Origin of the sequence: Psychrobacter sp. 1Y1, from assembly GCF_051847395.2 — a bacterium.
Classification (GTDB): Bacteria; Pseudomonadota; Gammaproteobacteria; order Pseudomonadales; family Moraxellaceae; genus Psychrobacter.
Window position 1 is genome coordinate 204,996 of record NZ_JBPYDF020000001.1, and the last position, 25,408, is coordinate 230,403.

Annotated in this window: 23 protein-coding genes and 1 tRNA gene; 8 read left to right on the plus strand and 16 right to left on the minus strand. The window is 42.7% G+C overall.

What is annotated here, in order from left to right:
* Positions 1–157: 157 nt before the first annotated feature.
* Complete coding sequence (gene hisB, locus ACS8FA_RS14850; protein ID WP_220455963.1) at positions 158–823, minus strand: imidazoleglycerol-phosphate dehydratase HisB; 666 nt, start codon at positions 821–823, stop codon at positions 158–160.
* 375 nt (positions 824–1,198) lie between these two features.
* Here hisB and ACS8FA_RS14855 point away from each other — a divergent pair, with 375 nt between their 5' ends.
* Positions 1,199–1,621: a hypothetical protein gene (locus ACS8FA_RS14855; RefSeq protein WP_439264684.1), complete on the plus strand. Its 423-nt coding sequence runs from the start codon at positions 1,199–1,201 to the stop codon at positions 1,619–1,621.
* A gap of 123 nt (positions 1,622–1,744) precedes the next feature.
* Positions 1,745–1,820 (plus strand) — tRNA-Phe (locus ACS8FA_RS14860).
* A 123-nt stretch (positions 1,821–1,943) separates the two neighbouring features.
* On the opposite strand, the gene ACS8FA_RS14865 is transcribed toward ACS8FA_RS14860, so the two are convergent.
* Positions 1,944–2,300, minus strand: coding sequence for a hypothetical protein (locus ACS8FA_RS14865; protein ID WP_439264682.1), 357 nt, complete (start codon positions 2,298–2,300; stop codon positions 1,944–1,946).
* A 206-nt stretch (positions 2,301–2,506) separates the two neighbouring features.
* On the opposite strand from ACS8FA_RS14865, the gene ACS8FA_RS14870 reads away from it, so the two are divergent.
* The gene (locus ACS8FA_RS14870; protein ID WP_439264680.1) at positions 2,507–3,007 is read left to right on the plus strand and encodes a DUF4385 domain-containing protein; all 501 of its coding nucleotides are present in this window, start codon (positions 2,507–2,509) and stop codon (positions 3,005–3,007) included.
* A 117-nt stretch (positions 3,008–3,124) separates the two neighbouring features.
* Positions 3,125–3,808 (plus strand): phosphoglycolate phosphatase, encoded by a 684-nt coding sequence (locus ACS8FA_RS14875; RefSeq protein WP_439264678.1) that lies wholly within the window; start codon positions 3,125–3,127, stop codon positions 3,806–3,808.
* Positions 3,809–3,859: 51 nt separating this feature from the next.
* On the opposite strand, the gene ACS8FA_RS14880 is transcribed toward ACS8FA_RS14875, so the two are convergent.
* Entirely contained in the window at positions 3,860–5,443 is a 1,584-nt protein-coding gene (locus ACS8FA_RS14880) for a YifB family Mg chelatase-like AAA ATPase (protein ID WP_439264676.1), read from the minus strand.
* A gap of 430 nt (positions 5,444–5,873) precedes the next feature.
* On the opposite strand from ACS8FA_RS14880, the gene hemN reads away from it, so the two are divergent.
* Positions 5,874–7,352: an oxygen-independent coproporphyrinogen III oxidase gene (hemN, locus tag ACS8FA_RS14885; protein WP_439264726.1), complete on the plus strand. Its 1,479-nt coding sequence runs from the start codon at positions 5,874–5,876 to the stop codon at positions 7,350–7,352.
* A gap of 77 nt (positions 7,353–7,429) precedes the next feature.
* Here the strand turns inward: hemN and ACS8FA_RS14890 are convergent, their stop codons facing one another.
* The 3 genes from ACS8FA_RS14890 to ACS8FA_RS14900 all read right to left on the minus strand — a co-directional run bounded on the left by ACS8FA_RS14890 (position 7,430) and on the right by ACS8FA_RS14900 (position 9,555).
* Complete coding sequence (locus ACS8FA_RS14890; RefSeq protein ID WP_057762202.1) at positions 7,430–8,290, minus strand: SPFH domain-containing protein; 861 nt, start codon at positions 8,288–8,290, stop codon at positions 7,430–7,432.
* Between the two features lie 16 nt (positions 8,291–8,306).
* Complete coding sequence (locus ACS8FA_RS14895) at positions 8,307–8,801, minus strand: NfeD family protein (RefSeq protein ID WP_227511172.1); 495 nt, start codon at positions 8,799–8,801, stop codon at positions 8,307–8,309.
* Positions 8,802–9,015: 214 nt separating this feature from the next.
* A complete protein-coding gene (locus ACS8FA_RS14900) occupies positions 9,016–9,555 on the minus strand; it encodes a porin family protein (protein WP_201547565.1) in 540 nt (179 codons plus the stop codon).
* Between the two features lie 304 nt (positions 9,556–9,859).
* Here ACS8FA_RS14900 and ACS8FA_RS14905 point away from each other — a divergent pair, with 304 nt between their 5' ends.
* Positions 9,860–11,092, plus strand: coding sequence for an 8-amino-7-oxononanoate synthase (locus tag ACS8FA_RS14905; RefSeq protein WP_439264673.1), 1,233 nt, complete (start codon positions 9,860–9,862; stop codon positions 11,090–11,092).
* 71 nt (positions 11,093–11,163) lie between these two features.
* A complete protein-coding gene (locus ACS8FA_RS14910) occupies positions 11,164–11,973 on the plus strand; it encodes a methyltransferase domain-containing protein (RefSeq protein ID WP_439264671.1) in 810 nt (269 codons plus the stop codon).
* A 227-nt stretch (positions 11,974–12,200) separates the two neighbouring features.
* On the opposite strand, the gene dnaK is transcribed toward ACS8FA_RS14910, so the two are convergent.
* Together dnaK and grpE are read right to left on the minus strand one after the other, a co-directional pair.
* Positions 12,201–14,141 carry a molecular chaperone DnaK gene (dnaK, locus tag ACS8FA_RS14915; RefSeq protein WP_057762214.1) on the minus strand — a complete coding sequence of 647 codons (1,941 nt, stop codon included), beginning with the start codon at positions 14,139–14,141 and terminating at the stop codon, positions 12,201–12,203.
* A 183-nt stretch (positions 14,142–14,324) separates the two neighbouring features.
* Positions 14,325–14,924: a nucleotide exchange factor GrpE gene (grpE, locus tag ACS8FA_RS14920; protein ID WP_057762215.1), complete on the minus strand. Its 600-nt coding sequence runs from the start codon at positions 14,922–14,924 to the stop codon at positions 14,325–14,327.
* Between the two features lie 433 nt (positions 14,925–15,357).
* Between grpE and ACS8FA_RS14925 the strand changes: the two genes are divergently transcribed.
* The gene (locus ACS8FA_RS14925; RefSeq protein ID WP_439264668.1) at positions 15,358–16,770 is read left to right on the plus strand and encodes an alpha/beta hydrolase; all 1,413 of its coding nucleotides are present in this window, start codon (positions 15,358–15,360) and stop codon (positions 16,768–16,770) included.
* A 64-nt stretch (positions 16,771–16,834) separates the two neighbouring features.
* On the opposite strand, the gene ACS8FA_RS14930 is transcribed toward ACS8FA_RS14925, so the two are convergent.
* From ACS8FA_RS14930 to thrC, 8 genes are all read right to left on the minus strand, one after another.
* A complete protein-coding gene (locus ACS8FA_RS14930) occupies positions 16,835–17,968 on the minus strand; it encodes a metallophosphoesterase (protein WP_439264666.1) in 1,134 nt (377 codons plus the stop codon).
* A gap of 86 nt (positions 17,969–18,054) precedes the next feature.
* The gene (locus ACS8FA_RS14935) at positions 18,055–19,065 is read right to left on the minus strand and encodes a TIGR01777 family oxidoreductase (RefSeq protein ID WP_439264664.1); all 1,011 of its coding nucleotides are present in this window, start codon (positions 19,063–19,065) and stop codon (positions 18,055–18,057) included.
* A gap of 259 nt (positions 19,066–19,324) precedes the next feature.
* Positions 19,325–19,699: a hypothetical protein gene (locus ACS8FA_RS14940; protein WP_102091090.1), complete on the minus strand. Its 375-nt coding sequence runs from the start codon at positions 19,697–19,699 to the stop codon at positions 19,325–19,327.
* Positions 19,700–19,864: 165 nt separating this feature from the next.
* On the minus strand, positions 19,865–20,326 hold the full coding sequence (locus tag ACS8FA_RS14945) for a hypothetical protein (RefSeq protein ID WP_102091091.1): 462 nt from the start codon (positions 20,324–20,326) through the stop codon (positions 19,865–19,867).
* A 150-nt stretch (positions 20,327–20,476) separates the two neighbouring features.
* Positions 20,477–21,106, minus strand: coding sequence for an L-threonylcarbamoyladenylate synthase (locus ACS8FA_RS14950; protein ID WP_439264662.1), 630 nt, complete (start codon positions 21,104–21,106; stop codon positions 20,477–20,479).
* A gap of 117 nt (positions 21,107–21,223) precedes the next feature.
* A complete protein-coding gene (dprA, locus tag ACS8FA_RS14955) occupies positions 21,224–22,474 on the minus strand; it encodes a DNA-processing protein DprA (RefSeq protein WP_439264724.1) in 1,251 nt (416 codons plus the stop codon).
* Between the two features lie 75 nt (positions 22,475–22,549).
* Complete coding sequence (locus ACS8FA_RS14960; RefSeq protein WP_439264722.1) at positions 22,550–23,647, minus strand: LysM peptidoglycan-binding domain-containing protein; 1,098 nt, start codon at positions 23,645–23,647, stop codon at positions 22,550–22,552.
* Positions 23,648–23,972: 325 nt separating this feature from the next.
* On the minus strand, positions 23,973–25,394 hold the full coding sequence (thrC, locus tag ACS8FA_RS14965; protein ID WP_439264660.1) for a threonine synthase: 1,422 nt from the start codon (positions 25,392–25,394) through the stop codon (positions 23,973–23,975).
* Positions 25,395–25,408: the final 14 nt, after the last annotated feature.

A 25,408-nucleotide genomic window follows, 5' to 3' on the forward strand; every position in this document is an offset into this window, starting at 1 on the left:
ACTGTACTATTTATATTATTGACCATTTATATTGTTGGCTATTGCCCTTTCTATTATCGCGGGTGTAGATAAGGTTTCGCTACAAGGAAGTCAAGCGCAGGCTGTACAACTAGTACGCCAAGCTTGACTGACACCGTAGAAGAGCCTTAAATGCGCCTTAGAAAGCTTCTTTGGTCGATGGCAAGGTGTTTAGCGCACGCTCATCGTACTCACAAGCCATACGTAATGCACGAGCAAAGGCTTTAAAGGTTGATTCGATTTGATGATGGCTGTTTTTGCCTTTTAGATTATCCAAATGCACCGTCATCCATGAGTGATTGACGAATCCGTAAAAGAACTCACTGAACAAATCAACATCGAAACGGCCGACGTGCGAACGCGTAAATGGGATATCCATGTGTAGACCAGGACGCCCTGACAGATCGACGACAGCACGGGTCAATGACTCATCTAGCGGCGCATAAAAGTGCCCATAACGACGAATGCCTTTTTTGTCACCCAATGCTTTGTTAAAGGCTTGGCCAAGGGTAATGCCAGTGTCTTCGACGCTATGATGGTCATCAATAAACGTATCACCCGTACATTTGATATCTAAGTCAAACAAACCGTGACGCTTGATTTGATCAATCATATGATCCAAAAATGGTACGCCAGTGTCTACCGTGCCTTTACCCGTACCATCTAGATTAACGGTACAAGTGATTTGCGTTTCGGCAGTGATACGTTCAACGGTCGCGATACGTTCAGGGCGACCATATAGATTTACGTTTTTTGACTCAGTTTGCTCAGGTGTGGCAGCAGTCGTCGTTGCATTGGCTGTCATGGCTACTCTCTATCAGTTTTTTATCAGTGAAAAGCGGTCAATAAATAAGGCAAAAACCTGCCCAAAATATTTTACTAGTGTCTGGGGCAGACCTTAGCAGAAAATGATATATACAAAAGATATCAACATATTAGGGTTTATACATACTAAATATTATATAGCCTCATCATAGCAAACCCTAACATTTACTGCCACGACCAAGCGGTAAACCACGCACAAAATCACGTCATTCTGCTAAAATAGTGTGTTCAGTATTATCAATCATGACTCGCGCTGACTTTGAAGACCCTTACTTACGGCACTACACGCTATGACATCGTGCTGTCTCATATTGCTAATTTATACTATAGAAACCCTCTATTTATAGGAACTGCTATGCCTTTAGAAGCGATCGCCATTAATAGTTTGGATGCGCCACTTATCAAAAAACCTGCCCGCGACAATGAGCTAGCAGAGCGTTTGCAGGCGTTGTACGATAGTGATGATGCACAGCCTGACGGTATCGAGGTATTAAATATCGTTGAGCAAGGGTTTAAACGTGGACAGTACCTGTATGTTGGGATGTTCAATGATAAGCCTATCGCTGCGGTCGCCTGCTTTGATGATGGGCAGACCAATGCTAAGCGTCTGCAATATCTCACTGTGCATCCAGAGAACCGTAAACGTGCTATCGATGCCAAGTTTATTAAACTGGTCTATGATTGCGAAGTTAGAAAAGGCGTACGTGAATTTGTCCCTGTTGACGCTGATATTCACCGTATCATGAGCGAGTACGAACTGTTACGTGTAAAAGACTAAAACGAGCGCTAAAACGGTGAATTTTGCCAATATTTGATTATTTATCGTCTTTTATCAGATATAATGCAAAAACAGCTTGACAGAAGCGCGTATATTTAGTTTAATAGCGACCTCAACGAAGACGGCTCGATAGCTCAGTAGGTAGAGCAACGGATTGAAAATCCGTGTGTCGGCAGTTCGATCCTGCCTCGAGCCACCATTCGTTAATAGAATTCTAAAAGCCCTGAACAGCAATGTTCGGGGCTTTTTTTATGTTTAAAATTTATCGTATTCTTTAGCGTTCATTTGATTCATGTGTTGCTCTTATTCGTATAGCCAATCGCTATTCGTAAAACCGACCACGTAATATTAAATTACAGCGCTCACGCGAATCCAAGTCGTATATAGTTGCGCGGTAATCAATACCGTGACGCCCCTCAAAGAATATCACTCGATCACCCACTGCCAAAAAACAAGACGTGCGCGCATCATAGATAAAGCCATCTATCACAAATGCCAAATCGCGATCTATCTCGCGCACTGTGTAGGTCTCACCTTGCGGAATCAAACGTTCAAACCATGCGCTATGGGCAGTCGTATTGGTTAGTATGCTTGTCGTTAGCAATAGCCACGCTACTAGTATATTTTTGGGTAATCGCAAACGGCTCAGCTCATTTACACTTATTTTATTTCTCAACATAACATCTCTCGTAGCATTTTATTCATCATACTCATAGCCTTCATACGTCTCACAGCTAACTTTACCATAACCATTTCTACTGAACGCTCTTGATGCTAACTACCTACTGTCACGGTTGCATAACATTTTTGTGCTTTTTTCCAAACAGCTTGGCTAAGTATACTCAATAACCATATACGAATAGATAAAAATAATAGGTTATAGACATGAGAGAGTTTGATTACGACTTGGACTATAAGAGTTTGGATTTGCGCGCTCAGCCTGAGTTGTACCGTGTCGGTCGCGGTGAGCAAGGCGTATTACTGGTAGAACCTTATAAGTCTGAGATTCTGCCCCATTGGCGTTTTGCGACTCCCGACATCGCCCGCGAAAGCAGTGAAGCTATCTATCAGATGTTTTTAGATTACTTGGCTAACGACGACTTCGTCGGCGCAGATATGGCACGCAAATTTATCCAAATGGGCTATATCCGCGCTCGACGCTATGCCAATCATAAAGGCGGCAAAAAATATAAAGGCGCAGTACCTGATGATAAAAAAGGTCAAAGCGGCGCTCATGGCCGCGAAGAATTGCCACGACAAGAGGAAGACCCAGTCAAAGCAGAATCCGCACGAATCTTTAAAGTTAAATGGGACGAGTGCCGTGAAAATGAAGATTATTTAAGAATGAAAAAAGAGCATCGTGAACGCTACAAAGATGTCGAATAGTTGCTAATACTCAAGATATTAAGCACAACAGATAACTAAAGTGACTGGTCTCAAAATGCTACTGTGCTAAGGTATGGCCAATATAATAAATATAACGATTTTTAATAGTGAGGAACAATGAATAAGCAGCTTTTAATTTTTGATTTTGATGGCACGCTCATTGATAGCGTACCTGATTTGGCCGACGCAACCAACGCCATGCTAACCAAATTGGGTAAAGTCACCTACCCTATCGAGACGATACGTAACTGGATAGGAAATGGCTCACGCCTGCTGGTAGAGCGCGCTTTGGTTGGTAAAGTGGAAGTAGCAGAAAGTGAGCTAACGGTCGAAGAAGCCGATCACGCAGAGCAAATATTTTTTGAGGCTTATAAGAATCTTAGTGGCAGCAAAACCGTTGCCTATCCAGATGTCGATGACGGACTCAAAAAACTGCACGCAGCTGGCTATACACTTGCTTTAGTCACCAACAAGCCCATTCGATTTGTACCGAAAATATTACAGTCATTTGGCTGGCAAGATTTGTTTAGTGAAGTGATGGGCGGTGACAGTTTACCTGTCAAAAAACCAGACCCAACGCCCCTACTGCATGTCTGTGAGACTCTCAATTTTAGTGTCGAGCAAGCAGTGATGATTGGAGACTCTAGAAACGATATGTTGGCTGGCCAGAACGCCAATATGGACACGCTCGGCCTGTCTTATGGTTATAACTATGGGCAAGATATTCGAGAGCTAAACCCGACCGAAGCATTTGACCACTTTGCTGACTTGGTTGCTTGGATTATGAAAGATAAAGCCTAGTCTTATAAAGAACCTATCAAATCTTCATGATGTAACTTTCTCAAACAGAGGTTATGCTTTGCTGCGATAGCTCAGCGCCTCAGATACGTGGGCGCTGTTGATATCGGTACTGTTAGCCAAATCCGCGATTGTACGCGCCACCCGTAATACTCGGTGGTAGCCACGCGCTGATAGATTCAAGCGCTGCTGAGCAAGTTGCAATAACTGCTTTTCATTGTCGCCTAGCTGGATGTATTCATCGATTTCGCTAGGGCTAAGCTCATTATTAACCTTTTGCTGGCGCTGCATTTGATGCTGATGCGCTATTACTACGCGAGCCCGTACTTGCTTGGAGGTTTCACCTACCTGACCATTTTGCAGATCGGCAATCGGTAATGCAGGCACGGTAATATGTAAGTCAATACGATCTAAGAGAGGACCAGATAACTTATCTTGATAGCGTTTGATCTGCTCAGGTCGACAGCGACAACGTCCTGATGTATCGCCATCATAGCCACATGGGCAAGGATTCATCGCAGCAACCAGTTGAAAATTCGCCGGAAAGGTCATTTGAGAGTTAGCGCGACTAATAGTGATTTGTTTGGCTTCTAGCGGCTGACGCAATACTTCCAGTACGCTTCGATCAAACTCAGGTAACTCATCTAAAAACAACACGCCTTTATTAGCTAGCGTAATTTCACCTGGTTTTGGCCGTGAACCACCACCGACCAACGCCACAGCTGATATTGTATGGTGTACTTGTCTGAATGGCCGCGTCCCATAGTCATAATCGCTGTCTGCCACCGAATAGGTACTGGCAACCTCTAGTGCATCCTCATCACTTAAGTCTGGCAATATCGTTGGCAATCGTGATGCCATTAGCGTCTTACCTGACCCTGGTGGCCCTGTAAATAACAATGAATGACCACCAGCGGCGGCAATCTCTAACGCGCGCCGAGCATGGTGTTGTCCTTTGACATCAGCTAAATCCACTTGATAGCCAACATGCTGCTGTGCAGGACTAGGCTGTACCACTGCTAAACTCTCATAGCTTGTACTTGGGTCAACGAGCGACTGTAGATGGTCGCAAACTGCTTTTAGACTCGGTGCAGCTAGTATCGTTACGCCTTCAACGCGGCTGGCCTCATGACCATTATCAATCGGCACGATCAGTTGCGGTGTTATCGGCGGCAGGGTATCTGGATTATTTTGCTCTTGATCACTCGCTGCTGCTAACTGCGACAATGCTAATGCCAACTTCTCAGCTTTGATTGCTCGTGCGACTGCCAAACTACCAGTTACTTGTCGCAACTGGCCATTGAGCGCTAATTCGCCGATAAACTCAAATTCTGATAGCACCTCTGGCTCAAGCTGTCCGCTTGCTGCCAGTATGCCGATAGCAATTGGTAAGTCTAAACGCGCGCCATCTTTAGGCAAATCAGCAGGGGCTAAATTGATCGTGAGGCGGCGATTAGGAAACTGAAAACCTGAATTGAGAATGGCGGAGCGCACCCTGTCTTTACTCTCACGCACGGCGGCCTCAGGTAGCCCAACGATGGTCAATGCAGGCAGTCCTTGCGATAGATGCACCTCAATGATGACCTTGGGAGCATGCAGACCAACCACCGAACGGGTATAGACTTGGGCAAACGACATCAGCATCTTCCTAATACAGAGTGTCATTGATAATAAAGTATTATTTATCAACGCGCAAACGTCGTGTTTGATTGCTGGTGTAGAGAGAATCATCAAAACCTCAGCGTCGTTCTGAGGTTTTTTATGTATAAATAACGCTCTACTTCAATAATTAAGAATACTCACCGACCACCCCACTGCTAACAAGGATTTGTTATACTATCTATTATACATTTAGCGATACATACTGCTGCCAATGATGTATTCGAATCTTATTATTAATCGTTGATACAAGCGAAAAATAAACACCAAATCCGAAATCATTGACTATATAAAAACCAGCAGTATCTAGAGTAAAAACGAGGAATATCGCATGACAGACTATTTAGAACAGAACACTCAGCAGCCCTACAACCGTGCGGACGAGCCGCCCACGACTGTGCGCCCTGTTATGCAACCTGACAACCCTTATGCCAGTACACGCGGCAGCATTACTAGCAAGCAGCTACCAGCATTTGATGAGGCAATCATCAATAAGTACAATCGCTCAGGGCCACGTTATACCTCTTATCCGACTGCTTTAGAATTTACTCCAATACCGGATAGCTTTGAGGCTATCGGTCTTGAGACAAAAATCCTGCAGAGTCGCGAAGCGCGTGCTCCTTTATCGCTATATTTTCATATACCGTTCTGTCGCCACCTTTGCTACTACTGTGCTTGCAATAAGATTATTACCAAAAAAAATAGTGATTCTGGTGATTACTTACAGTATTTGATTGCTGAAATTACGCATAAGCGCCGCCTGTTATCTACGCCAGAAGGCAGCGACAAACCATTGGTCAAACAACTACATTTGGGCGGTGGTACGCCAACGTTTTTGCATGATGAAGAGATGGTGCAATTATGGGAGTTTTTACAGACTCAGTTTGAGTTTTTGCCAGAAGACGAAGGTGACTACTCTATCGAAATTGATCCTCGTGAGCTGAGTGAAAACACTCTGAAAATATTGCGTAATCTCGGTTTCAACCGTATCAGCTTAGGTGTGCAAGATTTAGATGAAACTGTGCAAATTGCCGTTAATCGTGTGCATTCCGCAGAGCTTATTGAAAGCGTGCTAACAGAAGCACGTGAGCTTGGTTTTCGCTCTATCAATATTGATTTGATTTATGGTTTACCGCATCAAACGCCTGATACTTTGGACAAAACCGTAAATCGTATCATCGAGATGTCGCCAGATCGCCTGTCGGTCTTTAACTATGCGCATTTGCCTGAGCGATTTAAAGCTCAGCGTCAGATAAAAGATGAAGACTTGCCAAGCCCAGCTACCAAACTGACGATGCTCGGCAGTACTGTCAATACATTGACCGAAGCCGGCTATCAATATATCGGTATCGATCATTTTGCCAAACCTGATGACGAGTTGGCTATCGCCCAGCGCGAAGGTAAATTACATCGTAACTTTCAGGGTTACACCATCATGGGTGACTGTGACTTATTGGGCTTTGGTGTCTCATCAATCAGTCAGGTTTCTAATGCCAATACGCGCTATATTTTGCAGAACGATACTGAGCTACAGAACTATCAAGCCAAGATTGATATGGCGAAAATCAATCCGACTGTCATGCCTGCGGTCAAGTATATAAAAACCTCTATCAAAGACCGCTTGCGTGAATATGTCATCATGAACTTACTATGTCATGACTATCTCGATTTTAAAGATGTGAATCAAAAATTTGGTATCGATGCCATCACCTATTTTATTAGTGAGATTCAGCAGTTGGGCGCTATGCAAGACGACAGATTGATAGATATGGATGCAGCAGGTATTCGCGTCTTACCCAGAGGTCGCTTGCTTGGCCGTAACGTCGCTATGGTATTTGATGAATACTTGGACAAGAAACATCAAAACCGCTTTTCAAAAGTTATCTAAGTTAGCGAGTCATTCCTCAATTATTAAACATAAAAAAGACCTCAAGCGAGGTCTTTTTTTAATATTGCTATGACTTTTTACACTTTTAATTTATCACCGACCATACCTTTTACAGTGCTTAAGATATCTGCTGGTAGTACCACCATTTTAGAGTTGTCAGATTCAGCCAACTCTCGTATCGCTTTGATATATTGCTCACCCAGCAAGTATACGATCGGCATCTCTTCCTCGCCCATCGCACTAGTAATCAAACGAATCGACTCTTCAGAACCTCTGGCTAGTACTACCTGCGCTTCAGCATCACGGCGTGAAGCTTCCAAGCGACCATCCGCTTCTAAGATAGCAGCTTGCTTTTGACCATCAGCACGGGTCACAGTTGCACGGCGTAAACGCTCTGCCGCTGCTTGCTCTTCCATGGACGCTTGCATGGTCTGCGAAGGGTTAATATCTTGAATCTCTACCGTCTTAAGGGTAATACCCCAATCTGCGATATCTTCTGAAATTGCATGTTTTAGCTTGGTTTTGATCTCGTCGCGACTGGACAATGCACTATCAAGATCCATCTCACCAATGATCGAACGCAATGACGTCTGTACTAGATTACGGATACCGTACTCATAATCTTCAATACCATAGACCGCCTTATCAGGACGCACGATATTAATATAAGCGACAGCGTTTGCAATGATAACGACGTTGTCACGAGTAATGACTTCTTGTGACGGAATATCAAGTACGATGTCTTTGGTCGTTACCTTATAAGCCACATCATCTACATAAGGGATGATGAGGTTGAGTCCAGGCTCTAGCGTTTGGCTATATTTGCCCAGTCTCTGCACTACCCATTTATAACCTTGCGGTACAATACGTACGCCTTTAAACACGGTGAATACCACCAGTGCAATCAATACCACCATGACAATACTAAAGCTTTCCATAACTCATCCCTTATTATTATACCTGCATACTTTTATGCATCGCTGCCTGCGCTTTTGTACTGCTCACAATCAGCTCGTTACCCACGATATCCGTCACTACCACTCTATCGCCGATTGCCACCTGCTCCCCTCTCGTACGGCACATCCATTCAGCCGCACCAACGATAGGAACACTAAATCTAACCGTGCCAGCTTTATCTAGCTGCGGTGACACGATAATCATTCCGACCTCACCAACTATGACACTACCGCCTAGCCCAGCTTTTGTACGATCTACTGACAACGGTTTGATAAACTTAAACCAAGCTAGCAAAAACACAGCAGAGAGCACTAACCAGACGATAATCTGAACAGAGACAGAAATAGGCAACAGCCATGATAGCGCTGCAACGATGATGGCAGCGGCACCAAACCACAGACTGGCAAACGTCGGTACAAACATCTCAACGATTAGTAACAAGAAGCCTAATACTAACCAATGCCAAGGTTCAATCATCCAAAGTATCTCCATCCTGGCCACCATTCCTATCTTTATCATTCCAGTTTTTAATGTAGCACATTTTTAAGGATAACAACGCTTTAACGATAATGATATATTACTTATTAGGTGCTTATAAATTACTAACTTAAAGGCCTCAACATAAATTTTAAGCAAAAAAAACGACCACTTAAAGTGATCGTTTCTTTATTATAGCTGTTTAGCTAAAAGCTTATTTTCTAAGTCATTAGAATTTTAGCTGTGCGCCAACAGTCATAAGATCAGCGTCGCTACCTAGCATGTCGTATTCAGCTTCAACACTGAAATCAGAGTTTACTGCGTAACCAAGACCTACACCACCAGCGATGTTAGTATCGTCGTCTGAGAAATCAGAAGCGCCAGCAAAGTTAGTATTGTTAGCTTCTACTTCAGTTTTTGCAACACCTAGCTTACCTTTTGCGTATAAGCCGCTATTTGGGAATGCATAACGGTAAGTACCATAAGCGCCGTATGTCTTAGCATCGATGTCGCCGCCTCTATAGTCAGCATCATCTGAACCTACGTATTCTGCTTCGATACCAAAGTTAGGATCAAAGTTATAACCAGCAGTTACACCGTATGCAGTTGGGTCATCAGCACCATCAACATCTAGATCAAACTGACCAACTTTAGCAGCAACATATGGCTGACCTGTGTAGCCGTTGCCATAGTTAACAGCAGCTTGTGCACCTACAGAAAGTAAAGAACCAGTTGCTAGTGCAAGTATTGTTTTTTGTAGAGTTTTCATTATTAGCTCCTTGAAAGAAATTTGGACAAACAAGTTATTTATTTATATTGGCCTTGTGGCCCTATCGCCTTGTCTGCTAACGATGAATACATAGTAACAAACTATTTCAGACACTCTGTCAGTGTTTAATGGTATGAGAGTTAAGATTTGAAAGCGTTTATCAGTGGTTGGGTTACAAAGGCCTAGATATGAAACTTTTTGTTACATCCACCCAGTTTATGCAATAATCCGTACTCATTTCACAGTTTTCTTGCTAGCTAAGTCAGCTAAACATGGCTGATATAACAATAATTAGAGAGAAGAAATGCAAAATTCTATCACTGAGCGTGTGCAAAGCGCACTTGCAGACTTAAAAGCAAAGCAGCAGTATCGTCAATTACCAGATCTGCAGCACGATGGCCGATACGTCGTTAATGCAGGTAAAGCTTTACTTAATATCGCGAGTAATGATTATTTGGGTTTAGGCGGCGATACCGAGATGCAAGCTGAGTTTCTTACTCAAGTGGGACAGCTATCTACTACGCACACTCCTAAAATGAGTGCCACTTCCTCACGCCTATTAACAGGCAACGATATACAGTTAGAAGCTCTAGAAGAAGAACTACAAAGCTGGTATCAAAGCGCCATAGAGAAACAGAGTTCAACCAACTCCAAGTCGGTGCTGGTGTTGAACAGTGGCTACCACGCCAACCTAGGTATCTTGCCAGCATTAACAACTTTGCCAGTCAAAACACTCATTCTGGCTGACAAGCTAGTACATGCCAGCATTATCGATGGGATGCGCTTGAGCCAAAGCAAACTTGTCACCTATCGTCGTTACCGTCATAACGATTACGAACATTTGGCCAAGTTTATTGAACAAGCAGACGAGACGGTCGAACGCATCATTATTGTCACCGAGAGTATATTTAGTATGGATGGTGACCGTGCTGACTTACTTCAACTAGTACAACTAAAATCCAAAGATGCTCGTATTGAGCTATATATCGATGAAGCACATGCTGTTGGAGTGCTTGGCGATACAGGTCTAGGGTTGGCGGAAGAAACGCATACCTTGGCGGATATTGACTACTTGGTGGGTACCTTTGGTAAAGCATTTGCTTCAATGGGTGCTTATATCATGTGTGATGCATTCGTCAAACAATGGCTGATCAATGCCATGCGTCCACTGATTTTTAGTACTGCACTCCCTCCTATCAATCACGCATGGACACGATTTATCTTAGCAAAGATGCCGACCTTAACTGACCAACGTGCGCATCTAGCACAGTTGTCTATCACGCTTAGCCAAGCCATTAACCCACGGCACCGTGTATCGCCAACTTTGCAAGATATAGATTATCAATCTCCTATTATTCCTTATATATTAGGCGATAATGCGAGTACTCTTGCCAAAGCGCAACAGTTGCAAGCCGCTGGATTTTACGCGCTGCCTATCAGGCCGCCTACTGTGCCTACGAATACTGCTCGTATTCGCCTAGTTATGAATGCCAAACTGACTAACGAAGACTGCGAGCGATTGATACGGCAGTTGTAACTTTATCGTTTGACACAAACTTTATTTCTACTATTGATAGATAACTGGCGCACTTGGATATAATGAAGCCTATGACAACATTCGACACAGCTGACGACCTCAGTGTTAGAAAACAAACCATCGCTCGCCACTTTGCTAATGCAAGCGATTATGACCAGCATGCCAATGTCCAGCAGATCGTTTGTCAGTACTTATTAGACAGTATCGCTCATACCAAGCAAAGTAGTGTGTTGGAAGTGGGTGCAGGTACAGGTCAAATGACGCGCCTACTCGCTGAGCATATACAGAGCGAGCACTGGCTCATCAATGAGTTATGTAATGAGCAGAGTGCTACATTGCAGTCAATACTGCCAACTGCTGAGATCATTATCGGTGATGCTGAAACCATAGATTTAGCAGAAAATCATAGTTTGATAGTTAGTGCCAATGCCGTGCAATGGTTTGATAGTCCGTTGAGTTTCATCACACAATCAGCGCAGCGGTTAAAATCAGGAGGTCAGCTGCTCTTTAGTACTTTTATGCCAAATAACTTTTTGCAAATTAAGACTCTTACTGGCCAAGGACTTCACTACCCAGATATTGACGAATGGCAATTGGCATTAGATAGTGCTGGCTTTGAGAATATTGAACTCTTAATTCAGCGCTTTGATTTACCATTTCCTACCCCCTACGCTATCTTAAAGCATATGAAACTCACCGGCGTATCGACCAATCAAACGCAAGTTAAATCAGAGGATAGCCAAACCTTTGTATGGACAAAATCGCGTCTACAACAATTTGAGTCAGACTATTGGCAGCAATTCTCAGAAAAGGACGAAACAGGACAGCTCATGGTTAATTTAACCTATGAAGTGCTCATAGTGAGCGCGTTTAAACCATAAGCACGCATCTTATTAAGAAAAATAATAGCTAGCAGGAATAGTAGCTGATAGAAAAACAGCCATAAAAAAACGCACCCCGAAGGATGCGTTTTTTAATTTAACTAGTTATCGATTTGTATCGACTATACCATTTTCAAAAACTTGAGTAGCAAGGAAAACAAGCGTAAGTACTACATCAAGTAGACTAAGCGAGTTTGACGTAGCTAATCGCATTTTTGGATTTGGTATTATTTTTTGTCTTCGTCTACTTCAGTGAACTCAGCATCAACGACATCGTCATCAGCTTTGTTGCTACCAGCATCGTCAGCACCTTGTTGGAACTGGCTTGGATCCATGCCTTCTGCGCCAGCGCCGCTATCAGCGTAGATTTTTTGGCTGATTGGCAAGAATGCATTGTCTAATGCTTCAAGCTTAGCTTTGATTTCGTCATGATCGTCTTCTTTCGCCGCCGCTTCAAGCTCAGTGATGGCAGATTCTACTGTTGATTTTTCTTCATCAGTCACTTTATCTTCTGCTTCTTTCAGCGCTTTTTGTACCGCATGGATACGACCATCTGCTTCGTTACGAACTTGCGCTAGGTTAGCGAACTTCTCATCTTCAGCAGCATTGGCTTCTGCATCACGAACCATTTGTTCGACTTCTTCGTCCGACAAGCCAGAATCCGCTTTGATCTGGATGCTTTGTGCTTTACCAGTACCTTTGTCAGTTGCAGAGATGTTCATGATACCATCAGCATTGATGTCAAAAGATACTTCGATTTGCGGTAGGCCACGTGGTGCTGGTGGAATGTCCGTCAAGTCAAAACGACCAAGCATTTTGTTTTGGTTAGCGATTTTACGCTCACCTTGATATACCTGAATCGTTACTGCTGGCTGATTGTCTTCAGCCGTTGAGAATACCTGTGATTTCTTAGTAGGAATCATGGTGTTTTTCTCGATAACTGGCGTCATGACACCGCCCATCGTTTCGATACCTAGGGTCAATGGCGTTACATCAAGTAGCAATACGTCAGTTTTGTCACCAGACAATACGGCACCTTGAATCGCTGCACCAGCTGCAACTGCTTCATCAGGGTTCACGTCTTTACGTGGCTCTTGACCGAAGAAGTCTTGTACTTTTTGCTGTACTAGTGGCATACGAGTCTGACCACCGACCAAAATTACATCGTTGATGTCGCCAATTTTTAGGCCAGCATCTTCAAGTGCAGTCTTACAAGGACCCATTGTACGTTGTACCAATTCTTCAGTTAGGCTCTCTAGTTTCGAGCGGCTGATAGTAACGACTAAATGCTTAGGACCACTGCTATCAGCAGTGATGTATGGCAAGTTTACTTCAGTGCTTTGTGCACTTGATAGCTCAATCTTCGCTTTTTCTGCCGCTTCTTTTAGACGCTGCATCGCAAGAGAGTCACCTTTTAGGTTCACGTCTTGCTCTTTTTTAAATTCAGCAACTAAGAAATCAATCAATGCTGAGTCAAAGTCTTCACCACCTAGGAAAGTATCACCATTGGTCGCTAGTACTTCGAATTGTTGCTCGCCGTCTACGTCTGCGATTTCGATGATTGAGATATCGAAAGTACCACCGCCCAAGTCATATACAGCAACAGTGCTATCGCCCTGCTTCTTGTCCATACCATAAGCAAGTGCAGCAGCAGTTGGCTCATTGATGATACGTTTTACATCTAGACCAGCGATTTTACCCGCATCTTTAGTTGCTTGACGCTGTGAGTCATTGAAGTAAGCAGGTACAGTTACAACTGCTTCTGTCACGCTTTCACCAAGATAATCTTCTGCTGTTTTTTTCATTTTTTTCAAGATTTCAGCAGAAACCTGTGGTGGCGCAAGCTTTTTACCGTTGATTTCTACCCATGCATCGCCGTTGTCTGCTTTAGCGATTTTGTAAGGAACCATGCCGATATCTTTTTGCACGACTTTGTCATCAAAACGACGACCGATCAAACGCTTAATCGCAAACAAAGTGTTGCTTGGGTTGGTTACTGCTTGACGCTTAGCTGACTGACCAACAAGCGTTTCGTCATCTTTATAAGCGACGATTGATGGTGTTGTACGAGTACCTTCAGCATTTTCGATGACTTTAACTTTGTCACCTTCCATTACTGCTACACACGAGTTAGTAGTACCTAAATCAATACCAATTACTTTACCCATAATCAATTGCTCCTAATTTGTTTTTAACTATAAATACTTATTTATCCAGACCGTAGTCGGTCACTTGTTGCTATATATCGGTTTACCCGTCGTATTTTTCAAGGTGATAATCACGCAAAAACTGTGTTTCATGTCATTTTTTGTGAAAAACCTTCATATTAGTAGGGTTTAGCCCTAAAAATATTACTGACCAACACGAACCATGGCCGGACGCAATAGACGACCGTTTAGGCTATAGCCTTTTTGTAAGACCGTACCAACTGTATCTGCCGCTGCTTCTGGGTCAATACCCACTGCTTCATGGAAGTCAGCGTTGAATTTTTCGCCTTGTGGATCGACCACTTCTACGCCGTTTTTGGTCAATACTGCAACCAATGCTTTGTGCGTTAATTGCACACCCTCAGCGACTGGATCATTGGCATCGGCATTTTCGATAGCGCGCTCTAAGTTGTCAACGATGTCTAACAATTCTTTAGCAAATTTCTGTAGTGCAAATTTTTTGCTCTTATCCGCTTCTTGCTCCATGCGTTTTTGCGCATTGTAAGCTTCAGCATTAGCGCGTGCAGTACCTTCTTTGGCTTGTTTTACTTCGCCTTCTAGCTCAGCAATACGCGCTTTGAAAGTATCAAGGTTGATTTCGTTTTCGATAGTCGTTTCTTCACCTGAATTATTCTGTGGATCAAACTCTTTCATGGTTTCTTCTAAGATACTGTCATTGTGATCAATATTCTCATGTGCCACATTTTGGTCAAGATTTTCGTGGTTCGGGTTTTGCTCGCTCATGATAGCTCCTTGGAATTTCAATAATGAAGATTAAGAGACGGCATAGTAGACCGAATAATTACTGGTCCTACTATGCCATTATTAAATGCTCGATGTTTCTAACTCATTGTTTTTTTAATACGCTTTAATAGCTGCTTGATAAAGGTGATAAGGACAAATTTCAAGCCTAAAGCAAAGGAATTTTTACTATTTATGACAAATATTAGTGAAGTCTGATTAAAGAGATGCATCTAACGTTTTTGTTCCTTGTCAATAAATCTCAATATTTGCTCACAAAAAGAACAAAAAACCGCTATTTATTCCAATTGCTTTACGCTTATTAATCAAGCTACTACCAAACGACACGCTATTACTCTGCTAGCTATTTTATCATTGCTATAAATATTATCGCCTACACTCAAATGCACGCTAAAAATCATTTATGAGAGCTGTTATGTCTAATACAAAAAATTTATCTATCAATACTTTGCTTAATAAAGCATTGATGACATTGCACCTAGCGTCAAAAGAACATCCAGCGTCAAAAGAGTCATCAAATCAAGATGTGCAAGCGTATGAATCATTAGAAAAACGTCTGAGCGTTAAAGAGAAAATACTTGCTTGTAACCCTGTGGCAAACTACCAACCGCATACATTGCACTATGCAATGAAAAGTCTCGGTTACTTACCAGACCCTATTTTAGAAGGGGTGATAGGATACCTTAAAGGCCCTAATTCAAAACAATATCTGCATGCAAACGCTCACCTGCGTCTCATCCTTGCAGTAAATAGCTACCTCAAAACACCGTTAGAACTAACTCCAATGCCGGAGTTGCGTGAGAGATTTACTGCTGATGCGGTAGCCATGCAGTCACCTAGAGTATGGCAGCAAGCCAATACGACTATGCTAAGCAATATAAAGCCCTTCACTAAAAAAAATGATTCACCTGTTAGTTGGAAAGATGAAACGATTGCCAATGCAGATGATGGCGACATGACTGTCCGTTGTTATAAAGCCGGTGGCAAAAAATCTGGTTTTAGAAGAAAACGTATCCATAATCCTGATGAAACAGTCATGCTGTTTTTTCATGGTGGCGGGTTCTGCATTGGTGATGTCGATACACATCATGAGTTCTGTCATGCGGTATGTGAGCAGACTGGCTGGTCTGTGGTTAGTGTCGATTATCGCTTAGCGCCTGAATGTCCTGCTCCAGCAGCATTAAAAGACTGTATTACTGCGTATGATTGGTTGGTTGAACACTGTCAAACATTGGGCGCATTACCCTCTCGTATAGTCTTGGCTGGTGATAGCGCAGGTGGTGGTTTATCAACTTTGATTGCGCAGCAGTTGACCGCACCGAGTAAAAGCGCATGGGCAGACCTAGGGATAGAAGGTCAGAAAATGTTTAATCTATTAGAAAAACTACCCGAACCTCTAGCGCAGATGCCTTTGTATCCAGTCACTGATATTGAGACAGACTATCCAAGTTGGGAGTTATATGGTGAGGGTCTACTATTAGATCATGCTGATGTAGCAGTATTTGATGCTGCTTGCCTAGAGAATAGTCCGCTGCCTCGCTTACACATACTGAACTCACCTATGTTGGGTGATAATAGTAAAGTTTGCCCAACTTACATTGTAGCTTCTGAGCTCGATGTATTACGTGATGAGGCATTTGCTTATGCAAAGCAGCTAAAAGGTTACGGCGTTGCTGTAGAGACCTATACTGTGCTTGGTGCACCGCACGGCTTTATTCACTTTATGAGTGTTCATCAAGGTCTTGGACAAGAGACAAGCAATATTATTCATGGCTTTAGCAGCTTTGTACGTGAAATCGTCAGTACACAATCCCAGTTAGCTGCATAGACCGTTAGTTAGTTAGTTAGTTAGTTGTTTAGTTAGCCAGCCAATTATTGATTTGTATAACTAATTAATTTGTATCGCCAGATAGTGTAATTAACCAAATCTCTGAGCGCGATCCCAATCGAAAGGGAATGCCCCAAAATCCATAGCCAGAGGACACGACAAAGTGTCCTTTACCAATCTGCTCATAGCCATAACCTATTCGATTAATAGCATTTACGATGAAATTAGCGGGGAATACTTGACCGTTGTGGGTATGTCCCGAGACTTGTAAATCTATAGGTAATTGACTGTGATTATCTATATCACTCGGTCTATGGTCTAACAATATCACTGGCTGCGATGTATCTACTTGCGCAAGCAGATCGGTAGTTGCTACACGTTGACGTTTATGATTATCAAAACGTCCAACTAACCATACTGGTTGACCCTCGTGCTGGATACAGAGCACCTCATCGTTCAACAGTTGTATACCTGCATTTTGCAGCGCTTCGCTAATAGGTCGCTCGTGACCATATAAATCATGATTGCCCAATGTCGCATAGACACCACCTGGTAGACTATTGCACAATTCTGCTAGGTTTTGCTCCATATGATATTCATTAAAGGCCTCTGTATTATCATCCATAATATCCCCTGGCATCAGCAGCATATCTGCACCAGAGCGAATTATAAGTTGCTGCAATCTATCTATGGCTTTTACACCAAATAATCGGCCTATATGCAAGTCACTAGCGACTGCAATACGCAGTGGCTTGGCTAAAGGCTTATCTATATTAATAGACAGCTCGCGTATAACAGGAGCATAGGCACTATATAACGAATAAATAAATAGTCCTATAAATAGGAATAGTGCTAGTACTCTTAGCCCTATAGTCATCTCATTCGATTGATGCAACGTACTACCTGATAAAGCAACTACTAGCAGATATCCTCCGTAGAGTAGACTCACTGCCAACGCCGTCAGTATCATAAAATGCATGATTAGCATCCAGCCGCTAACCCAGCGATAACTGTTGGCAAATGCTCTCTTTACGCTCAATACTAATAGGCCATTAGTAATAATGAATACACTGGCCCATATCATTGTCTGTAATGTTGGCGTTATCCAAGGCTGGAGCCACCACTGTATGCTCAATACTGTACCTAAGCTAAATAACTGCAATAACAGAAAGACGGTGAAGAAAAATGCGTAACGCATGGACTGCCCTTAGACATAACTACGGTTCAGTAAGTGATTATCAGAAGATAGTTTGTGATGTTTCACATGAAACAACTGCTATATAACTATTTCTGATTTTCTAATGCTTGCTGCAGTGTCGAGTGTTTGAACGAATAACCTGCATCCGATAGCGCTTGTGGAAGCACCTTTTGACCATCAATAAGTAATGTGGACATTTCGCCAAACATCAGCTTGAGCAAAAACTCTGGTAAAGTAAAAAACGTGGGGCGATGTAGCCATGAGCCAAGTGCTTTGGTAAAAGTATGATTGGTCACAGGATTTGGAGCAGTAAGGTTATATACGACTGTATGTGTATCATTTGCGGTACTGTTTGTAGTCTTGATAGTGCTGTCACTAATAGGTGTACTGTCTTGGGCTAAGCTTTCGATGTGATTAACGTCTGATTCTTGAGTAAGTTTAAGCTGCTGCTTGATAATAAAGATGACCGCATTGACCCAATCTTCACGACTGATCCAGCTCATGACTTGCTGTCCATCACCTAATTGCCCTCCGACACCAAATTTAAACGGTAGCAACAATTTTGCCACCATACCGCCCTCAGGATGAATAACCACACCTGTTCTGACAATAGCTACAGGAACATCATGATCGGTCGCTTTAAGTGCTAACTGCTCCCATTCATCACATAATGTATGGGCAAAGTCTGTCTCATAATCGCTATTTTCAGTCAGTGGCTTGTCGCCTTGCGTACCATACCAACCGATTGCTGAGCCGCTTACCAGTAACTTGGGTTTTGTGCTAGCACGTGCGATAAAATCCAATATCGACTGAGTAGGTTTGATACGGCTCGCCATCAACTCTTCTTTTCGCTCATCGCTCCAACGAGAGTCAGCAATCCCAGCGCCTGCTAAATTCAGTATGACATCAAAGCTCATATCAGACACCGCAAACTCGTCATAAGTCATCATATTGATATCATCGGGATGTGGTTGACCGCTATTACGAGTTAACCAAGTAATCGCCACGTCTTTATTCTGCGCGCGATATCGTGCCATTAGCTCTCGACTAAACGCACTTCCCAAAAACCCTGAACCGCCACTAATCAAAACCTTCATACCCTACTCCCTATATGCCTTAAATATCGCCAATATGACTGATCGTTAAATTATTTGTTGTTGAAGTACTTATCGTTCAATAAAAACCAGACCGTTACAACCATCGTCTGCTTTTTTGTGGTTTTTATCAAAACGACTTTTACATACTTTTGGTAAAGGAAGGTGAGGAATGAAAGGTTTACGAGGTCAAACATTGCACTTTGATAATTACTGTCAAAAATAGAAGTTTTTTTATTAAAAAAGTATCCTAATTTTTTGGCTAATATTGCAGACTTTGTTTAGGTTTAGGTAATGCGGACATACCCACAATCAAAGCACTTATACCTCCTACTAAGCTAATAGCCAACCATGTACGAGCATCTTGACCAATAAAAAATGTGGCATTGATAGAAAAACCAACAAAAAAAACTCTTACCCACCATCTTTTAGACTTATATGTTTGTTTGGAAGCAAGCCATATACCGCACAATAATGTAGGCATTCCAATAAGAAATACACCTGCAATAAGGTAAAAAGGTATGGCTACAGCGTATGCCAGACCTACATCCTTATTCCACATTATCAGTGATACTAAAATAGGGAATAAGATCAACTGATATAGCGTACCTAAAGTTAAAAATAAAAATATCACCATTTTTTGGATAGTGGCTGTTGTTATCTAACATTAGTTTTAACTCATAAGTTGGTCAATTTGTGAATGGAAATAATATAGCTGTTATAACCCGTTTCGAACTTTCTTGACCATCCAAACGCATCATAATATTTCAGAAATAGTTTGATCAGCTCTTTATTTAATGGCTCAGCCTACGTCTTCAACATTTTCTTTTAATACTGGCAAAGCTGACATACCTGCTAATACGGCACTTACTCCTCCAGTTAAACTGATAGAGAACCATATCACCAAACCAAATTTAGAAAATATAAACCAAACAAAAAATAAAGCATTAATAAGAACTCCCATAAAAAAAGTTCTTATCCACCACCCATCTTGTATGTATATTTCTTTATACGAATGCCACTTTCCCATCATTAATGTAGTTGGCATCGCAAACAAGCCACCTGCAATAAGATAAACTGGAAAAAACAGTATGAACAATAGACCTATGCTGTCATCTGGGCTAAGAAGTGTCGCTATCCATGGAAAGATAATGAGCTCATACAGCGCTCCTACGAATAAAAATAACTTAGTAACCTTCATTTTTGGATATTCAGCCAAACTTTCGTTCAAACTATGACTTGGCTGATTTAATTTATTTTTCATATGACTGCCTAAATCCTATTCAGGGCTACCGTCAGTATGTGATAAACAGTATTTGTGCCAGCACTACTGTAAAATGTAGCTCATACAATAGAAAACATGTTGAGTAAGGCAAACAGGTAGCAAAAAAAACGTCTACATCTTTCTTGTCCACTAACGAATAACCAAGCCTGTCGTTGCGTCACGAATTTGGCTAGGTAAGGTGTAACCCAATGTATCACCCTGCAAATAACCAATTTGCTCTTCGAAATAAGCATAGGCGGCTTCAAAGGTGCTAGCAGGCGTTTGTCCTGATCGGTTGCAGCTTGTAGAAACCAATAGACCAAATGGATTCTGCTCACTGACCAGCTGCTGGCAAAGCTGACGAACTGTAGGATGCGAGATAACTCGAACAGCAATAGTCTGATGCTGACCCGTAATCCACATGGGCACAGTGCTTGCAAGCGACTGAGGAATCGGTAATAACCAAGTATGTGCTTGGCGATTGTGCTGTTCATTTCTACTATCATCTGTCTGCCAACTATCAATAACCTGCGCGCGCTGCACTTCGTCTAAGGATGCTAGTAAAGGGGCTAAGCGAGAGACACTATCAGTGACGACTATCATACCTTTGGCTTGTGGACGTTGTTTGATATCCAAAATACGCTGAACAGCCACTTGGTCATAAGGATCGCAACCAATACCCCAAACGCTTTCTGTGGGGTATGCGAGCAGTTGCCCTGCTTTTAGCCACTTAGCAGCTTGGATGGCAGAATTAGTAATAAGAGGTGTAGGTTGGCTCATGACTTAAATGGTTCGTAGAAGTAAATTCTAATAATACCACAAGAGAGATATTGTCTAGGAGAGTCTATAACTAAGCACTACCTATGCCAGTGTCTAATAGGGAATATTTACAATACTTTAAACGCGCAAATATCGTCCACCTTGTTCGCTGATAAGACCCATTAACTCAAGCTCCATTAGCTGACCAATCAACTGCGGCGGTGCAAGCTTGGTTGCACTAATAAGCGCATCTAAATCTTGCCCATGCCAGTCAAGCTGCTCATAGATTGCAGTTAAATGCTCAGGCACAACGACTGTACTGCGCGCAGGTTTTATCTCAGAGGATGGTTGCCGGCTAGTAGATTTGATTGAGTTTTTCTCTATCTCAAACGTATCGGAAGTCTGAGTGACATTCGAGTGATTGCTATTAGAGTTGGTAGCGTTTGCTGTTCTATAAGCGCCTTTATCGTAATCAAGCTGACCATTGACGTCTTCTAGTACTTGCTGCGGATGATAAATCAAGGTCGCACCTTCACGTATCAAATGATGGCAACCCTCTGCATTACTATTATCAATATGACTGGGAATAGCAAAGACCTGTTTACCTTGTTCAGACGTGAGACGTGCTGTTATAAGCGAGCCGCTTTTGATGGTCGCTTCCGTCACAATGGTCGCAAGACTCAGCCCAGCTACCAAACGATTGCGACGCGGAAAAGTATGTTTATGCGGCTGCGTGTGTGGTAGTAGCTCACTGATGATGCAGCCACCTTGCTCAATAATTTGAGTAAATAACTGATCTCGATGATTGGGATAGTTCACATCGATCCCTGTACCCATTACACCAACCGTCCGTCCCTGATAGTCAGGGTCTGCCTGAGCTAGCGCGCCTAAATGTGCGCGTTTATCTACACCCATAGCTAGACCGCTAGTAACGATATAACCTGCTTGCGCTAAGTACTGCGCCATATCAAACGTGATTTTTTGCGCATGCGCGGTGGGTTTTCGGCTACCTACTATAGCGATTTGTGCTTGATGTAGGCGTGCGCTATTCCCACGATAGAATAATAAGGGCGGCGGGTCGTAGATTTGTGAGAGTTGAGCAGGATAATCGGCGTCATCAGCGAATAGCAAGCCATAACGCCCCTCTATCAATGCTTGCTGAATCTTATCGATATTGGCGAGTGTTTGCTCTGGCTGTTCATGACGTTTGAGATGGGTATGATGAATACCGAGCTGCTTCCATGCCTCTACTTTGGCTTGCCAAGCAAGCTGCGGATAACCGAAAGAAGTGATCAGTTTGTGATAAGCAGATAACGACGCATTCACCTCGTACCACAGCGCTAAGATAGCGCGCTGATCGTCGGATAAAGAAGAGGTGACTGCCGTCATTGTCATCTGTCTCGTATAGGCAAGTTTAGATTAGTATTTAGTTTAATATATTGCTTAATATAGCCTTATAGCTATTTATAAATAAGGGGGTGGTAATAACTGATCACCAATATTAAGTGGCAGCTCGGAGTCAAGTACGTAAGCATAGCTGATGTGGTCAAAGGTATTAAAAACCATCACCATACCACTTGGCTCGTTTGGTAGACGTACCGGTGTGTCATTGTCCTTAGTATCACGTACCAAAGGTCCTTTTTGATAAACCGTCAGCACATCACCTGGCTTAGCACCTTGCAAGCTACCCAAGTTAATGGCGACCACACTACCCTTCGCAGCCGAGCTGATAGAGTCCATGACACGCACGATCATACCGCCGCGACTGACACTTGCAGGCGTTGGATAAAAAACAGGAGGAATAGCGTTGTCTAACTCTACAAAGACGCGATCCCCTTCACGCACTTCTTTGCCATAGCTATCGATAAGCTGCAAGCTAGTCACACCATTACTTTCTGTAGAAGTAACGAGACCCGTCGCTACCTGCGTAACTTCTAAGCCTATCACTTCTTGCGTTTTGGGGTCTACATATAGCTCACCCTCACGGTAGACGCCGTAACGCTGGCCTACGATAAGCGGTACGCCTTTAGCATAAACTTTATCACCGCGCGCAGTAATTAAGTTACGGTTTTTAGAAGCTAAAATATAAGGCGTGGTATTAAAGTCTTGGGGATTTACGATAAGCGTTTTATCAAGCCAATGCTGAATAGCTGACCACGGAATAGGAGGAATGCTATTGGCCGTCGAGGTAATCGCGACCGTACTTGTACTTACACCTCCAGTAAGCTGCTTTTCAACGCCAGCACAGCCTTCACCAGTATCAACGCCAATCAGCGTTTTTCCTTGAATCACACAAAGGATAAGAACGTCATTGGGGTAGATAAGGTTTGGATTTTTGATTTGCTTATTGGTGGCCCAAATTTCTTCCCAGCGCCAAGGACTGTCTAGATAGCGACCTGAAATATCCCATAAGGTATCGCCTTCTTTAACGATATAACGATTGGGCGCATCAGCTTTGATAGTTGGCGGCGGATTGTTAGCTTGAGCCGTGCTCATCAACATGGCACTACTAAACGTCGTCATTAACAGTGCTTTTGCTATCTTTTTTAAGCTCATCTTCATCGTTATATCCACAATATGTACCACTGTGTTCGACATAAAGAACTGTACTTAACTTATCACTGCAAAAACCTCTAAAATTAATAAAAGTTTAATTATATCAGCAATTTACAAGTAAAATTCTCATGGCAATTATAGGGTAACTGTTCAGTGTAATTGGCTAGAATAATTCCTAAAAAAGCGCCTAGCACGATGATGACTTGCTGACGCTGTTTCTAATATTACAATTATATCTACCATAACACAATCATAAACACTTTATTACAATGGTGTAACTTTTACGCGGATACTTTTCCTTGTTGATGATAAGCCTTAAGACCGTAATTACTCAAGCAGGATTCGGCGTAACATGTTGGCGGATTTGTTCAGCAACCAGTTCAGCCTTATTATCCAGTACCACTACGTGCTGCGGTAAATCTTCTAACCCTTCAGTGTGCGCTGGACGCTCAATGTCTATTTGACCTACTGCTTCCACAATAGTGTCAGCGAATTTAACGGGTAATGCTGTCTCTGCACAAACAATAAGTTCGCCATCTAACTGTAGCTCTTTGGCAACTTTAATGCCGTCTGCAGTATGTGGATCAACCAATTCACCATGCTGCTCATAAAGCGCTTTGATAGTCTGCAAGCGGTCGCTATGAGTAGATTTACCAGCAGCAAAGCCATAACGCGTATTAACTGATTCCATCAACTCAGATAAGTCGAAGCCTCGACCTGATTTTACGCCGTCAAATAACTCATGAACGCGTGCGCTGTCTTTTTCCAGTAGTAAATAAACAAAACGCTCAAAGTTAGATGCTTTTGAAATATCCATCGACGGACTAGAGGTTACGTAGGTTTTTTCAGTCGGACGTGGTTGATAAGCACCTTGGTTAAAGAAATCATTTAATACGTCGTTTTCATTGGTTGCAACAATCAGACGGTCAATTGGCAGTCCCATTTCGCGAGCGATGTGACCGGCACAAATATTACCGAAGTTACCTGATGGTACGCTAAAGCTGACTTTCTCATCGTTACTCGTCGTGACCGCAAAGTAAGCTTTAAAGTAATAAACAATCTGCGCTAGGATACGACCCCAGTTGATAGAGTTTACCGTGCCTAGGTTATAAGCGGCTTTAAACTCAGCATCTTGCTGTAGCGCTTTAACGATGTCTTGGCAATCATCAAACATACCATCGATAGCAATGTTATGAATATTTTCATCGGTCAAACTATACATCTGCGCACGCTGAAATTCACTCATTTTGCCATGCGGTGACAGCATAAACACTTCGATATTTTCTTTGCCGCGCAATGCATACTCTGCTGCACTACCGGTGTCACCACTGGTCGCACCAATGATCGTAATACGTGCGTCTTTTTTCTTAAGCACATATTCAAAGGCATTGCCCAAAAACTGCATGGCAACATCTTTAAATGCCAATGTCGGACCGTTTGATAATCCTAGAATATATAAGTTATCTTCAAGTTTGCGGACAGGAACAATCTCGTCGGAACCAAACACATCAGCAGTGTAAGTACGCTCAATGATATCTTGCAAATCAGCCATAGGAATATCAGTGGCAAAACGCTGCATAATCGCCATCGCAAGCTGCGGATAGCTGAGCGTACGCCATTCATTAAGGGTTGCACTATCGATATTTGGATAATGCTCAGGCAACATCAAACCACCATCTGGGGCAAGACCCATCAAAAGCACATCACTAAAATCCATTGGTGCTGTCTGACCACGGGTACTGATATATTTCATTAGATTGTCCTGTC

Coding starts and splice junctions, on each gene's coding strand:
- hisB (WP_220455963.1), bottom strand. CDS start 823: ATGACAGCCAATGCAACGACGACTGCTGCCACACCTGAGCAAACTGAG.
- ACS8FA_RS14855 (WP_439264684.1), top strand. CDS start 1,199: ATGCCTTTAGAAGCGATCGCCATTAATAGTTTGGATGCGCCACTTATC.
- ACS8FA_RS14865 (WP_439264682.1), bottom strand. CDS start 2,300: ATGTTGAGAAATAAAATAAGTGTAAATGAGCTGAGCCGTTTGCGATTA.
- ACS8FA_RS14870 (WP_439264680.1), top strand. CDS start 2,507: ATGAGAGAGTTTGATTACGACTTGGACTATAAGAGTTTGGATTTGCGC.
- ACS8FA_RS14875 (WP_439264678.1), top strand. CDS start 3,125: ATGAATAAGCAGCTTTTAATTTTTGATTTTGATGGCACGCTCATTGAT.
- ACS8FA_RS14880 (WP_439264676.1), bottom strand. CDS start 5,443: ATGTCGTTTGCCCAAGTCTATACCCGTTCGGTGGTTGGTCTGCATGCT.
- hemN (WP_439264726.1), top strand. CDS start 5,874: ATGCAACCTGACAACCCTTATGCCAGTACACGCGGCAGCATTACTAGC.
- ACS8FA_RS14890 (WP_057762202.1), bottom strand. CDS start 8,290: ATGGAAAGCTTTAGTATTGTCATGGTGGTATTGATTGCACTGGTGGTA.
- ACS8FA_RS14895 (WP_227511172.1), bottom strand. CDS start 8,801: ATGGAGATACTTTGGATGATTGAACCTTGGCATTGGTTAGTATTAGGC.
- ACS8FA_RS14900 (WP_201547565.1), bottom strand. CDS start 9,555: ATGAAAACTCTACAAAAAACAATACTTGCACTAGCAACTGGTTCTTTA.
- ACS8FA_RS14905 (WP_439264673.1), top strand. CDS start 9,860: ATGCAAAATTCTATCACTGAGCGTGTGCAAAGCGCACTTGCAGACTTA.
- ACS8FA_RS14910 (WP_439264671.1), top strand. CDS start 11,164: ATGACAACATTCGACACAGCTGACGACCTCAGTGTTAGAAAACAAACC.
- dnaK (WP_057762214.1), bottom strand. CDS start 14,141: ATGGGTAAAGTAATTGGTATTGATTTAGGTACTACTAACTCGTGTGTA.
- grpE (WP_057762215.1), bottom strand. CDS start 14,924: ATGAGCGAGCAAAACCCGAACCACGAAAATCTTGACCAAAATGTGGCA.
- ACS8FA_RS14925 (WP_439264668.1), top strand. CDS start 15,358: ATGTCTAATACAAAAAATTTATCTATCAATACTTTGCTTAATAAAGCA.
- ACS8FA_RS14930 (WP_439264666.1), bottom strand. CDS start 17,968: ATGCGTTACGCATTTTTCTTCACCGTCTTTCTGTTATTGCAGTTATTT.
- ACS8FA_RS14935 (WP_439264664.1), bottom strand. CDS start 19,065: ATGAAGGTTTTGATTAGTGGCGGTTCAGGGTTTTTGGGAAGTGCGTTT.
- ACS8FA_RS14940 (WP_102091090.1), bottom strand. CDS start 19,699: ATGGTGATATTTTTATTTTTAACTTTAGGTACGCTATATCAGTTGATC.
- ACS8FA_RS14945 (WP_102091091.1), bottom strand. CDS start 20,326: ATGAAAAATAAATTAAATCAGCCAAGTCATAGTTTGAACGAAAGTTTG.
- ACS8FA_RS14950 (WP_439264662.1), bottom strand. CDS start 21,106: ATGAGCCAACCTACACCTCTTATTACTAATTCTGCCATCCAAGCTGCT.
- dprA (WP_439264724.1), bottom strand. CDS start 22,474: ATGACGGCAGTCACCTCTTCTTTATCCGACGATCAGCGCGCTATCTTA.
- ACS8FA_RS14960 (WP_439264722.1), bottom strand. CDS start 23,647: ATGAAGATGAGCTTAAAAAAGATAGCAAAAGCACTGTTAATGACGACG.
- thrC (WP_439264660.1), bottom strand. CDS start 25,394: ATGAAATATATCAGTACCCGTGGTCAGACAGCACCAATGGATTTTAGT.